This window comes from Methanobrevibacter sp. YE315, from assembly GCF_001548675.1.
In the GTDB taxonomy this organism is placed as follows: Archaea; Methanobacteriota; Methanobacteria; order Methanobacteriales; family Methanobacteriaceae; genus Methanocatella.
The window spans coordinates 1,760,182-1,773,333 of sequence record NZ_CP010834.1 but is presented as its reverse complement, the minus strand read 5'-3'; the positions used below and the strand labels follow the sequence as shown (position 1 = coordinate 1,773,333).

Here is a 13,152-nt window from a genome sequence, read left to right as displayed (position 1 = left end):
TTTTTTTCATTTTAATTAGTGGCGTATCATTGACAAGTAATGCCAAAATCTCGTTGAAGTGAATGTTTCAGTACAAACATTCGTTTTAAACATCAATCTATTGATTTAGGAAGTCTTTAATAACCTTTTGGAATTCTTCACTCTGTTCTGCAAAAGCCAAATGGCCCGCATCTTTAATCAATTCGAATTCAGCACCATCTATTCCATCTGCCACTTCACGACCTAATTCAGGAGGATTAATGCCATCATATTCGCCACCAATAACCAATGTCTTGCATTTTACCTTATCATAATCATTTGAATTGTCAAAGTCGGCCAAAGATGCATCTTCTGCAGCCTTTTCCTCTTCATTCAATTCATAGCTTTCTTCACCATTTAATATTTCATCAATATTAAATTCGCCATTAAGAGCTTTTTCATATGATTGTGGTGCAAGACTGGCCTTTAATATGACGCCCATCATTTCTTCCTGGCTAACTTGGGTGATGTCAAGATTTGCTTCCTTTAAAAGTCTTGCAACAGAGGAAGTTTTGCCGTTTGGCTTAGTGCATGCCAAAACCAAATGATCTATATCATCACATTTTACTTCAGCTGCTCTAAGGGCAATGTATGACCCCATGGAATAGCCTAAGACATCAGCTTTTTCCAAGTTCAATTCACTGATGATTTCATGAATGTCATCTGCATGGTCATCAATTGTATATTCCTTAGGACGTGTTGATTCACCATGGCCTCTTGTATCGATTGTAATTACCCGATAATCATCTTTAAACATGTCTCTTATTGGGTACATAGTAGTTTTATCACCTGTAAGTCCATGAATCAGCAATAATGCATTTTCACCCTCTTCTGTATCATCTACACAAATTTCAATACCATTTATGCTTAAAAACTTTTTCATAGTAAAAACTCCTTTTTTAAAATGATTATTTAATAAAGTACCTAATGAAATGGTTTGTCGGTTTAACTTTAAATATTATAAAAATAAGGAAAGAAAATCATTGAAATAAAATTTCAACAATATTTCCTTTGAAAATTAATTATTCTTTAGCTTTTATGTCTAAAGTTTCTTTTTCAATGTCAATTCTTTCATCTAAAAGAGCTGAAACTTCATCCATTTCATCTTTAACAACTGCAAGATCTTCTTCAATTGTTATTAATTCAGCTACTTTTTCCATATCTTTTTCAAGATTTTTGATTAACTCGTTTTTAGCCTTTTGCATTTTTAATTCGGTGTTTAATAAGATTTCTTCGAATTTATTTTCTGCTTTGAATAAGATGAGTTCAATAGGTTTTTCTTCATCTTCTACAATTTCTTTATCTACTGCATCTAATAATCTAATAATGTCCTTATCTGCTTTATCTTCAGCTTTATAGATTTTTTTAATGGCTTTTTCAATATGGGATGATATTTTTTTATCAGTATATGCTTCTTTTAAGTTTAGTTTTCTTTCTTCACGGTTAATTCTTGCTTGTGCTTTTTTTTCTTCGAATTTTACTTTTCTTTCATCATGTTTTACTACAAGTTTTTCTTTTGTTTCTTCTAAACTCATAATTTCACCATTAGTTTATTAGACAATTGGGTTTTTATGTATGGTAGTTTATAAATCTTTTCATTTTAGTCGCGTTTCAATGATTAGCATTCATCAATATTGTCTTGAAGTGATAAAATGTATTGTTAATCATGATTGTGCTTTTTATTTAGTTTTATTTCTTTATTTGGTGTTAGATTGTAACATTAAGGTTTGAATATTAAATTATTTATATTAAATGTAATAAATATAATACATAGGAGGTACGTGGCATGTTTTTATTTTTATTGAAAATAATTAATCTTTTAGTCATCGTTTCAATATTGGGATTAGTAATTAAAAATATTGAAGCACACAGAAGAATAATAATGGGGCTTGTTGGAGTTGCATTAATATTTGCTATTTTGAGCTTCATATTCTAGCTGTTCTCGAATAATTTGAAATAAATTTAATGTTTAATATTAGACTTTAATGTCATTGTTAGCCTATTGTATGGATGGTTACATGACATTAATCTCATACTGTTTTTTATGGTAATGGTTAAAATTTAGATTCAAAGTCATTATTTAAATCTTTAAAAAAAGAAAGTGAAAATGATAATTTTTTAGTAGTAATCATCATCTTCTTCTTCAATGCTGCGGTCTATTTTTTTTATAGTATCAATCTTTTTGTTGATTTCCTCAATACCTTCGCCTTCGATTGCAGAAATGAAAATTGAGTTTTCTTCATCGTCAATATATTGGTTAAGGTATTCCCTATCTTCAACTAGGTCCATTTTGTTAAATAAGTATATTACAGGAATTTCTGAAAATATCTTTTCAATTTGTTTTAAAAGATTGTACTGGTTGTCCAAGTGGAATCCACATGTTTCAGATGCATCAAAAATGAATAGAATTGCATCAGCCAGATGTTCAAGAGCTACAATAGCATTCATTTCAATATCATTCATTTCTAAAACAGGCCTATCAAGCAATCCTGGTGTATCGATGATTTGGATATGCTTCCAGTGTCTTTCTGTGTGGCCAATTTGTATACCTTTTGTTGTGAATGGATAGTTTGCAACTTGAGGATCTGCACTGCTGAGTTGTCTGAGCAATGTTGATTTTCCCACATTCGGAAAACCTGCAATAACTATTGTAGTGGCATCAAAGTCTATTGTCGGCATGTTTCTTAAGTTTTGTTTTGCAAAGTCCAGGAAATCCAAATCCTTTTTGATTTTATTCACAACAGATGCAATCCTTCCATAAGCCTGTTTTTGTATTGCTGTTGCTTTCTCAGATGGATTTTTCCTAATCTTTGCACCATATTCTTTTTCAAGTTGTGTCAATATGCCATAAGCCCAATTAAGTGCTCCAAGAGCTTGTTTCATATCATCTACGCCTACAGTAATATCAATATAATCCTGATAGAAAGGATGCAATTCTTCGATTTCCGGAACAGCATCTATAATTGATTTTAATTTATCTTTGATAACCTGACAGGAGGTCACTACTCTTCTCTCTTCAATTCTTTTACCTTTCAAGTGTTTAGGTATTTTTTGACTCCTGATTAAGTCAGCCTGTTTTTTACCTCTGCTGAATCCCTTGTCAAGCAATTCCTGTGGAGTGGGTATTGTTGGTATCATCATTTTAATCACTATTTGAAAATTTGTCCTTGGAATTTATACACATCACAGCTTTCATCCATCCAACTGTCTGCACTTATTCCTGCTTTCATGCATGTATGTTCTAAAAACTCTTCAATACCGAATTTGTTTTCAGTTGCTACTTGTGGGAGCAATAAACCTCTTGAATACCCTTTTTGAATTATTAGTCCGTCACGGCCTATTTCAATTTCTTCAAAGTATTGGTCTGGAACGGCTACTATAATCAGCTCGGGTTTTGTCAGTACGGTAACTTCAAAATCAAGGCTTTCAAATTCATCCATTGTTACTTGAGGAAATCTTGGATCGTTTACTGCAGCGGCAATTGCGACTTCCATTGTAGCATCAATTGCAGGCAAAATAGGTTCGGGATATCCAATGCACCCCCTTAGGTAATTGTTTTTATTCAATGTTACAAAAACGCCTAAGTTTTCGTCAAGTTCTATCGGATAATCTTTAGGCTTTTCCATTTTCTCTCCATTTTCCAAATAATATTTAATTGATTGTTTAGCTAAATCTAACAAATAATTTCCAGCGTTATCACTTATCATTATCCCATTCCTCCAACTAATGCATTTAAGATTCTGGTATGTGGTCCGCCATCACCTACTGGTGCGGTTTGCCCATCCTTACCGCAAAATCCGACACTTAATTTAAAATCATTTCCAATAGCGTCAATGTTTTTAAGAGTTTCTAAGATATTTCCAGATAAAGAAACATCTCTTAATGGTGTTTTTATTTCACCTTTTTCGATTATATAACCTTCAGCAGCGTTAAATTGGAAAATTCCTTTACCTGTATCAACTTGGCCCCCTCTTGAACCTTTAAGGTAAATTCCATCCTGAATGTCTTCGATTAGTTCTTCAAAAGTATTGTCTCCAGGCTGTAAATATGTATTGCTCATTCTTACAATAGGTTGGTCAGCTATTAGTGACCTTGCATTTCCAGAGGATTTCATACCTAATTTGGATGCAGTTTCTCTGGAATTTAGAAGGGAGACTAATTTGCCTTCTTTTACTAATTGGTTTGGGGCAGTTTTAACTCCTTCCACATCATAAGGGTAGTATCCGAATCCATCTTTTAAGCTTGCATCATCGAAGATATTTACGATGTCTGATGCGATTTGTTCTCCCATTTTGTCTTTTAGGATTGAATCGTTTTGCAATATCAAATCTCCTTCTACGGCATGCCCTAGTGCTTCATGTATTAGGACGCCTGTTAATTCGGGATCGGCTATGACTGGGAAGTTTCCTGAAGGTGCAGGTTTTGCATCAAGTAATCTAACGGCTTTTTCACCTATTTTTCTTCCAAATTCTTCAATGTCTGTATCTGCAATCACTTCAAATCCTTTTACTCCACCAATGCTTCCATGTCCAAATTGTATGATTTCTCCATTTGTTGCAGATGCATTTAAAGCCATTCTTACTCTACTTTTTTTTACTTGAATCTCACTGCCTTCGCTGTTCATAAACAATTCATTTATCTCACTATCTCCATAGCTCACGGTAGTGCTGTTTACTTTTTCGATAGCTGCTGAATCATTTGCTTGTTTCATCATGTCTTTTTTCTCTTCGATAGAAATATCTTTAAACGGTATTTTCACGTCCACTGCAACTTTATCTTTAATTGGTTCTGTTTCACTTAATTTAACATCTCCTTTAAGTGAGTTTGAAAATTTAATGGCAGTATCGGTAATTTCATTTATTTTAGATAAGTCTGTGGTATATGCAAAGCCCCATGCTCCATTGTTTAGCACTCTTACTCTGGCTGCTAAGCTCATTCCGGTGTTGATTTCATCTACATCACCATCTTTCATTAGTATGGAAGTGTTTTCTCCAATTCCGGTTCTGATATCGATGTAATCTACTTTTGGGCTGGTTTGTGCAATAACTCTTTCGAATAAATCAATATATTCTTCCATTTTATCACTCATAAGATTAATATAATATTATATTTTTGAATTACATATGTAATAAAAGTTTTTTAATTTATCAATTCAACTAGTTTTATGTGTTAGTTTTGTGAAAAATAATAGTAGATTTTTATAATAGGAAGTATAATATAACACATGTTAATATTTTTGGTGATTGAATGATTGTTATTGTGGGCAGTGGTGCTGGCGGTTCAATATTGGCTCGTGAGCTTGCATTGGATGGAAAGCCAGTTACAATTTTAGAAAAAGGACCTTATATAAACTCAAAAGACGCTTTTAATTATTATGACAAATACTCAGAAGATGTTGATTTGCTAACAACTACCTGTATTGGCGGTTCAACAATAGTATCGATGTCAAATATGGTACGTGCTCTTGATGATGAATTGCTTGACTATGATATTGATTTGAGTGAAGCATATGAATATGTTGAAGATTTGGTGGGTGTACATCAACTGGATGATTCCCATATTGGAAAAGGCACTCAAGCATTTCTGGATGCGGGCTATGAACTGGGTCTCAATACTTTAAAAATGCCAAAAGCTATTCGCGAAGAGGATTGTATCCAATGCGGAAAATGTGCTTTCGGTTGTCCTGCAGATGCAAAATGGTCTGGAAAAGACTATGTGGATGAAGCAGTTGAAGCGGGTGCAACATTGATATGTGAAGCGGATGTAAAGGAAGTGCTGATTGAAAATGGAAAAGCCGTTGCCGTAAAATATGTCAAAGATAATAAAGAAGAAATCATTAATGCTGAAAAAGTAGTATTGTCTGCCGGAGCAATAAACTCTGCATTAATATTAAGGAATTCTGGAATTGATGAAGCGGGTAGGGAATTATTCTTCGATCCGTTTGTAACTGTTGGAGGATACATAAAAGACATCAACTTTAACACAGAAGTTCAAATGGCAGGTCTTGTAATCGGTGAAAACTTCGTATTGTCCCCTCATTTTTCATCATTCATCCGTGCAAATATCCCCGATGATGATGTAACCGATAAGGACATACTTTCAATAATGGTTAAGACTCCAGATGAATGCAAAGGATATGTGACCGATGACGGGGATGTCGTTAAAATTAATACTATTCAAGATATCAGATATCTTGCTGAAGGAACAGCTACTGCAGGTTTTATTCTAGAAAAAGCAGGTGTTGACCCAAAAACTATCGGTTCAACAGTTTATAGGGGAGCACATCCCGGTGGATCAGCAAAGATTGGTGAAATCGTAGACAGTAATCTGGAAACAGAAATAAATGATTTATTTGTCTGTGATGCAAGCGTATTGCCGATATCTCCTGGAAAACCACCAATATTAACAATACTTGCATTATCTAAAAGATTGGCGGATTACTTAAAAAAAGAATAGAAGATTATTCGAATTGTTTATCGATATCTTCTGTTTTTATTAATTTTTCACAATAATGGCATCTAACAACTGGGGGATATTTGTTAACCACATTGAAAATTGGTGTAATAGGTTCACTTTCATAATTTGTAATGCATTTTGGGTTTGTACACTTGATAATTGAGGAAATTTTTTCAGGAAGTATAATCTTATCCTTTTTGACGGTTTCATAATTCCTAATAATGTTGATTGTAGCTTTTGGTGCAATTAATGCTACCTGATTAAGTTCCTTATGGTCCAATTCCCTGTTTTCAATTTTTAAAATGTCCTTTCTACCAAGTTCTTTGGAAGATACATTCATGGCTATTGTAACATTTATAGTTTCGGAATCTGGAAGACCTAAAATTTTAAGGATATGTAGAGATTTGTTTGCAGTGATATGATCGATTACTGTTCCATTTTCAATAGCTTTAATTTTTAATTCTGATTTGTTGGTTTTAGTCAATTTAATCTACCTTGTGTACATTTTTAAATCTTTCATTTCTATAATTGCTTCTGTATCGTTAACTAACTTTTCAGGGCTTTTATTTTTAGTTGCAATTGTGAATGTTTCTATGACTCTTGCTCCACGCATTTTAACTTTTTCTTCAAGTCTTTCGATGTTTGAATCTCCACGATTGCTGTCCATAGTAGCAAATAGGATTACATCTTTTCCAGTTAAATTGCATCTGTCGATAATTGTCAAAATTGCTGGAGTTGGATTTCCAGTCCAGGTTGGTGTTCCAAAGATTATTGTATCATAATCTGTTATATCAACTTTTGCAGGAACAATGTCTGTTTTACTTTCTCTAAATGCACTAATTGATGCTAAAAATTTATTTTTTAACCCTTCACGATTTTTTAAGTCATGAATTTTCACTAGGCTGGCTTTTAAATTTTTTGCTAATGTTTTAGCTACTAATTCAGTAGTTCCACCCTGTGAGTAATAAATTATTAATGTAGGCATTTTTTATTCCCCCTATCTTTTTTAAGGATGTAGGCCGAAGTGTGTCAATCCCGCGCGTTCATCTATGCCAAGAAGGATATTCATGTTTTGAATAGCTTGACCAGATGCACCTTTAACGAGATTATCTATTGCTGAAAGCATAACAAGTCTTCCAGTTTCATCAATTTCAAATCCTCCAATGTGTACAAAGTTGGATCCTCTAACTGAGCTTAAATGTGGAATTTCTCCTTCATCCATAAGTTTAATGAAGTATTCGTCACCGAATTCTTTTTCGTATATTTCTCTAATTTCTTCCGGAGTAATGTTTAAATATTCTTCTTTTAAGAAACTATGGCTTGTGGTTTGGATTCCTCTGTTAACTGGAACTAAATGTGGGGTAAATGAAACTTTCACATCATCAAATCCATGTAATTCCTGTTGTATTTCAGACATATGTCTGTGTGAAGAGATTTTATATGGATTTACATTATCTGCAATGTTTGGATAATGGGTTGTGCTTGATGGGTTTACTCCTGCTCCGCTTACACCGGTTTTTGAATCGATAATGATTCTGTCAACCAAATCATTTTTAACTAACGGGTATGAAGATAGGATTGCTCCGGTTGGGAAACATCCTGGGTTGGCTACCAGTCTGGACTTTTTAATTTCATCTCTGTATAGTTCAGGAAGTCCGAATGCACCTTTGTTCTCTTTGTCAGTATGTTCCATTCCATACCACTTTTCGTAGACTTCTATATCTCTGTACCTGTAGTCTCCGCTTAAGTCAACTACTTTTGCACCAGTTTCTAAAATATCTGGAACAATTTTCATTGATGCTCCATGAGGAGTTGCAGTAAATACAACATCTGCATCAAGTTCTGATGGACTTTTGTTTTTAAATACAAGTCCTGAATCTCTAATGTGTGGATGTATTTTGTGTGCTGGAGTACCATCATATTGTCTTGAAGTGATATCGGTTATTTCTACTTCAGGGTGGTTTAATAACATTCTCAATAGTTCTCCACCAGTATATCCACTTGCTCCTATAATAGCTACTTTAAACATTTTATAATCTCCTTAATCTTCACAGTTGTCCAATACTTTTCCTTCAAAGTTGGTTTTTTTAATTTTTTTAATAATTTTACAGCTGCTGTCAAGTTCATCTTTATGGTAAACTTTAACACGTTGGACACGAGCCTTAAGACCTCTTTTATCTACTGCTTTTTGTAGTTTTTCAACATTATGGGTTTGGTCTGGTCCAATTGCTATAATGTCAGGGTCGATTTCTTCTACAATCTTAAAGATATCCCCTTCTTCGTTACCAAGATAAGCTTCATCAACGGGTTTTAACATTTTAATTAATTCTAAACGTTGGTTTTCTCCAATAATTGGGACTCTTTTTCTTTTTTCTACGGTGGAGTCTCGTGCGACAACAACATAAAGTTTAGAATTGTATCCTCCAAGATTTTTTGCTTCTTCCAAGTACACTCCATGTCCCGGATGGAGCAAATCAAAAGTTCCGCTCGCCATTACTTTTTTCATTCAATTACCTCTTTTGGTATTTTAAAGCTTCTGTTAAATCAATTTTATCTTTATAAAGTGCAGAGCCTATTACAATACCTTCCACACCACTTTCATTTAATTTTTTAATATCATCTATTGTTGTAATTCCGCCGGAATAGACAATAGGCAAATCAACAGATTTTTTAAGCTCTTCTACAGGTTCTGTGTAAAATCCACCCAAAAGCCCTTCAACATCCACGTTTGTAAATAAGATGCTTCCTGCACCGTGCTCCTTGAACTCCTGTGAGAGTTCAGCGGGACTTTTATCAATCTTTTCCTGCCATCCTTTAATGACTACTCTGTTGTCCTTGCTGTCAAGTGAAATCATAATCCTATCGGATCCATATTCATTTGAGAGTTCTTCGATGGTTTCAGGATGTTGAATTCCCATTGTCCCGATTATCAGCCTTTCAATGTCCAGGTCCAATAGTTCGCGTGCGTATTCAACACTCCTTATTCCGCCGCCAAGCTGAATTGGAACAGAAACTTCTTTTAATATTTTCTTAATGATATCGAAGCTGGCAACACCATTGATTGTTCCGTCAAGGTCAATTACATGGATGTTTTTTGCTCCCAAATCTTCCCAGTGTTTTGCAACAAGTTCAGGGTTTTCTATTTCTACCATTTCGCTTCCCGGTTCGCCTTGAACAAGCTGAACACATTTTCCGTTCTTGATGTCAACTGCAGGCATTATTAACATTTCATCTTTTTTAAATGACATTTGGATTTTTCCTGTAAAATTTCATTATAATATACTTTTTGTTTTGAGATGTTTTATATGTATTGGATTAAAATATTTAGGCATACCTAAATTTTATATACTTTAATTAATATATTAGTAAGTGGATAATTAAATATAAGAAGGCAATATTAATGAGTACAATAATTGAATTTAAAAATGTGAATAAGGAGTATAGGTCCGGAGATCACATTTTGAAAGCTATGGATAATGTGAATTTTACAATAGATGAGGGAGAATTTGTTGTAATATTAGGACCGTCCGGTGCGGGTAAATCCACACTTTTAAACCTTTTAGGCGGTCTTGATAGTGTTACCTCTGGTCAGATTATTGTAAATGGAAGTCATGTTGAATCATTCAATGACAATCAGCTAACTGAGTATAGGGCAAAGAATGTTGGTTTTATTTTCCAGTTTTATAATTTGATTCCAAATTTGACCTCTCTAGAAAATGTTGAATTGATGAAAGACATTGTGGATGTGGATATTGACGGTTTGAATGTTTTGGATTCCGTTGGCCTGAAAGACCATGCAAGTCAGTTTCCAGCACAGTTATCTGGTGGGGAACAGCAAAGGGTGTCTATTGCAAGAGCCGTTGCTAAACAGCCTACAATGCTTTTATGTGATGAGCCAACAGGAGCTTTAGATTCAAAAACAGGTGTTTTAATCTTAAATCTGCTTCAGGATATGAGCAATAACAATGATACTACAGTAGTCATTGTTACACACAACGCAATTTTAGCCGAAGCAGCAGATAAAGTAATCAGGATTAAAAACGGCCAAATTGAAAGTATTGCTGTAAATGAAAATCCAAAAAAGGTCACTGATTTAGAATGGTGAGCTTATGCTTTTCAAAAAGATGTTGAGAGACATCAGGAAGCATAAAACACAATTCATATCTATTTTTTTAATGGCATTTTTAGGCGTATTTGTGTTTGCTGGTGTCGGCGGAGAATCAGTTGGTCTTGAAGTAAATGTGAATGATTATTACAATGAAACAAACTTAGCGGATGGTTGGATTTACTCAGCTAATTTGGATGATGATTTTGTAGATAAGGTAAATAATCTGAGTCCGACTACCCAAAGTGAAAGGCAATTAGTTCTGGATTCGGTTGCAGACTTCTCAAATGATCCGGAAATAAAGCTGCATTTTGTCGAAAACAACACTATATCAAAATTCTATTTAATGGATGGTGAACCGTTAAACATTAGTGATGATGATGGTGTATGGTTGGATAAAAGTTTTGCAGATGCAAAAGATTTGAAAGTGGGAGACAATATCACTTTTGAGTTTAATGGGTTTGAAATTGAAAAGGAAATTAAAGGGGTAGGTTACTCTCCGGAATATGTTTATCATGCTTCAACTTCATCAGTTATTCCTGATTTTTCTAAAATCGGTTTTGCTTATATGTCTTATAAGGCATTTCCGATGAGTGATGTTCCATATAATGTTTTAAATGTAAAATTCAGTGGAACTCCGGATGATTACAGTGATTTATTATCTGAAAAATTAGATGGGGATTACAATTCATTTGTTGAAAAATCAGAACATACCAGTGTTAGTCAGTTTTCAGAAGAAATGGATCAGCATCAGATGATGGCGGGCATTTTCCCTGTTGTGTTTATTTTAATTGCAATGTTAATCCTTTTAACAACAATGACAAGAATCATTGCTCATCAAAGAACTCAAATCGGTATCTTAAAGGCTTGCGGTTTCACTGACAAATCAATAATGATTCATTATATTTCATATGGATTCTGGTTAGTTTTAATCGGTTCCATTCTAGGATTGGTTATCGGCCCAATGACACTGCCTAAGCTATTCTATCCATCAATGAGTTCAACATATATTCTGCCATCATGGAAACCTGCATGGAGCATGGATTTTGTTTATGTTGCAGCGGCAATGGTTATAATGTCACTTTTAGTGTCATATTTTGCAGTTAAAAGCATTTTCAATGAAAATCCTGCGGATACAATAAGGCCAAAAGCACCTAAAGTTTCATCTTCAGGCTTTGTTGAAAAGTTAGGGTTTTGGAAACATCTTTCATTTAATGCACGTTGGAATTATCGTGATGCAAAAAGAAATAAGTTTAGGGCATTAATGACCATTATAGGCGTTATTGGATGTACTGCACTCTTAATATCCGCATTTGGTATGTATGATGGGATGAATGATTTAAAGGAATGGGAATTTAACCAGATTAATCATTATGACTCTAAATTGGTTATTGATGAGGAAGCCACCATGTCTGAAATTGATGATGTTGCCAGTGAAGTAAACGGTGATAAGCTAATGGAATCTGCTATTGAAATAGAATCGGATTCAGCAAAGAAATCAGGTTCGCTTTTGGTTTTAAACCATACTGATTTGGTAACTCCTACAGATTATAATTGGAATAAGATTGAGATAGCCGATGATGAGGTTTCAATTTCACAAAAAATGGCTGACTTGTTGGATGTAGGCGTTGGTGATACTGTTAAATGGCATATAATGGGTTCGGATAAATGGATAAAAACAAAAATAGATAAGATACATGCCGATCCAACATCACAGGGATTCATAATGTCTAAAGATAAATTGGAAGATTTGGACTTGAATTATACTCCAACAAGCATTGTAACTGAAGAGCATATCGATGAGAACTATTCGGCTATTAAAAGTGCTAACTCCATGAAGGATATGACTTCTAGTTGGGATGAGCTAACAGAAGCAATGTGGTTGCTGATATACATTCTGATATTCTTCGCATCCCTTTTGGCGGTCGTTGTTCTTTATAATCTAGGATTATTATCATTTACAGAAATTGAACGGGAAATAGCAACATTAAAGGTTTTAGGTTTTAAGACAGGGTCTTTGAGAAGGCTATTGTTGACCCAAAATTTGTGGTTCACAGCGATTGGGTTTATATTGGGTGTTCCTATTGGTTATTACATATTAAAGATAATGTGGGAGTCTTCAGGCGATTCATTTTATGTTTTGCCTTCAGTCACTGTTACAAACCTAATTTTGACTGCTGCAATAACATTCACTTTGTCAATACTTGTTAACCTGATGTTTTCACGTAAAATCAAGAATCTGGACATGGTGGAGTCATTAAAAGGTGTTGAATAAGATTTCTTATTCACCCTTAATTAGTGACAAAATCTTTAAAAATGCATGATTTCAATTTATTAATGAAGGTGATTTGATGGTTGAAATTACTGCTGATTCAAAATATATGGATCTCTTAAACACTTATCCTCTGCTTAAACGGGATTTGGCTAGAAAGAATTGGAAGTTTGAGTTTTTGGTAACTCCAATGGGCAAAATTTCTCTATGGGAAGCCAATCTTGCTGAAGTTAGTAAACATGCTGAAATGAGTGTTGAGGAAACGGTTTCTTTATTTTCCGAGTTGATTAACTCTTATTAA

The 13,152-nt window shown here is 34.1% G+C and carries 15 protein-coding genes; 5 read left to right on the top strand and 10 right to left on the bottom strand.

The features are described from left to right. Window positions 1-97: 97 nt before the first annotated feature. Together TL18_RS08130 and TL18_RS08125 are read right to left on the bottom strand one after the other, a co-directional pair. On the bottom strand, window positions 98-901 hold the full coding sequence (locus TL18_RS08130) for an alpha/beta fold hydrolase (protein WP_067044067.1): 804 nt from the start codon (window positions 899-901) through the stop codon (window positions 98-100). A gap of 139 nt (window positions 902-1,040) precedes the next feature. Next, window positions 1,041-1,553, bottom strand: coding sequence for a hypothetical protein (locus TL18_RS08125; RefSeq protein WP_067044064.1), 513 nt, complete (start codon window positions 1,551-1,553; stop codon window positions 1,041-1,043). Between the two features lie 251 nt (window positions 1,554-1,804). Here TL18_RS08125 and TL18_RS11020 point away from each other — a divergent pair, with 251 nt between their 5' ends. Continuing rightward, window positions 1,805-1,954 (top strand): hypothetical protein, encoded by a 150-nt coding sequence (locus TL18_RS11020; RefSeq protein WP_156064644.1) that lies wholly within the window; start codon window positions 1,805-1,807, stop codon window positions 1,952-1,954. 182 nt (window positions 1,955-2,136) lie between these two features. Here the strand turns inward: TL18_RS11020 and TL18_RS08120 are convergent, their stop codons facing one another. Genes TL18_RS08120 through TL18_RS08110 form a run of 3 tightly spaced genes read right to left on the bottom strand, consistent with a single transcriptional unit; the run spans window position 2,137 to window position 5,095 of the window. Next, the gene (locus tag TL18_RS08120; protein ID WP_067044061.1) at window positions 2,137-3,159 is read right to left on the bottom strand and encodes an NOG1 family protein; all 1,023 of its coding nucleotides are present in this window, start codon (window positions 3,157-3,159) and stop codon (window positions 2,137-2,139) included. A gap of 8 nt (window positions 3,160-3,167) precedes the next feature. Next, window positions 3,168-3,725: a TIGR00296 family protein gene (locus tag TL18_RS08115; RefSeq protein ID WP_067044058.1), complete on the bottom strand. Its 558-nt coding sequence runs from the start codon at window positions 3,723-3,725 to the stop codon at window positions 3,168-3,170. Further along, window positions 3,725-5,095 carry a TldD/PmbA family protein gene (locus TL18_RS08110; RefSeq protein ID WP_082706446.1) on the bottom strand — a complete coding sequence of 457 codons (1,371 nt, stop codon included), beginning with the start codon at window positions 5,093-5,095 and terminating at the stop codon, window positions 3,725-3,727. Before TL18_RS08110 ends, TL18_RS08115 begins: the two co-directional genes overlap by 1 nt. A gap of 170 nt (window positions 5,096-5,265) precedes the next feature. Between TL18_RS08110 and TL18_RS08105 the strand changes: the two genes are divergently transcribed. After that, window positions 5,266-6,474, top strand: coding sequence for a GMC family oxidoreductase N-terminal domain-containing protein (locus tag TL18_RS08105; protein ID WP_067044052.1), 1,209 nt, complete (start codon window positions 5,266-5,268; stop codon window positions 6,472-6,474). Window positions 6,475-6,478: 4 nt separating this feature from the next. On the opposite strand, the gene pyrI is transcribed toward TL18_RS08105, so the two are convergent. The 5 genes from pyrI to hisA are packed head-to-tail and all read right to left on the bottom strand — an operon-like array spanning window position 6,479 to window position 9,722. Further along, on the bottom strand, window positions 6,479-6,958 hold the full coding sequence (gene pyrI, locus TL18_RS08100) for an aspartate carbamoyltransferase regulatory subunit (RefSeq protein ID WP_067044049.1): 480 nt from the start codon (window positions 6,956-6,958) through the stop codon (window positions 6,479-6,481). A 6-nt stretch (window positions 6,959-6,964) separates the two neighbouring features. Further along, window positions 6,965-7,459 carry a flavodoxin gene (locus tag TL18_RS08095; RefSeq protein WP_067044046.1) on the bottom strand — a complete coding sequence of 165 codons (495 nt, stop codon included), beginning with the start codon at window positions 7,457-7,459 and terminating at the stop codon, window positions 6,965-6,967. A gap of 21 nt (window positions 7,460-7,480) precedes the next feature. Beyond that, window positions 7,481-8,503 (bottom strand): N-acetyl-gamma-glutamyl-phosphate reductase, encoded by a 1,023-nt coding sequence (gene argC / locus TL18_RS08090; RefSeq protein ID WP_067044043.1) that lies wholly within the window; start codon window positions 8,501-8,503, stop codon window positions 7,481-7,483. A gap of 12 nt (window positions 8,504-8,515) precedes the next feature. Further along, a complete protein-coding gene (locus TL18_RS08085; RefSeq protein WP_082706444.1) occupies window positions 8,516-8,980 on the bottom strand; it encodes an adenylyltransferase/cytidyltransferase family protein in 465 nt (154 codons plus the stop codon). Between the two features lie 4 nt (window positions 8,981-8,984). Further along, complete coding sequence (hisA, locus tag TL18_RS08080; RefSeq protein ID WP_067044040.1) at window positions 8,985-9,722, bottom strand: 1-(5-phosphoribosyl)-5-[(5-phosphoribosylamino)methylideneamino]imidazole-4-carboxamide isomerase; 738 nt, start codon at window positions 9,720-9,722, stop codon at window positions 8,985-8,987. Between the two features lie 152 nt (window positions 9,723-9,874). Here hisA and TL18_RS08075 point away from each other — a divergent pair, with 152 nt between their 5' ends. The 3 genes from TL18_RS08075 to TL18_RS08065 all read left to right on the top strand — a co-directional run bounded on the left by TL18_RS08075 (window position 9,875) and on the right by TL18_RS08065 (window position 13,152). Beyond that, window positions 9,875-10,579, top strand: a complete 705-nt coding sequence (locus TL18_RS08075; RefSeq protein WP_067044037.1) for an ABC transporter ATP-binding protein — start codon at window positions 9,875-9,877, stop codon at window positions 10,577-10,579. Window positions 10,580-10,583: 4 nt separating this feature from the next. Beyond that, entirely contained in the window at window positions 10,584-12,854 is a 2,271-nt protein-coding gene (locus TL18_RS08070; protein WP_067044034.1) for an ABC transporter permease, read from the top strand. A gap of 76 nt (window positions 12,855-12,930) precedes the next feature. After that, entirely contained in the window at window positions 12,931-13,152 is a 222-nt protein-coding gene (locus tag TL18_RS08065) for a hypothetical protein (RefSeq protein ID WP_067044031.1), read from the top strand.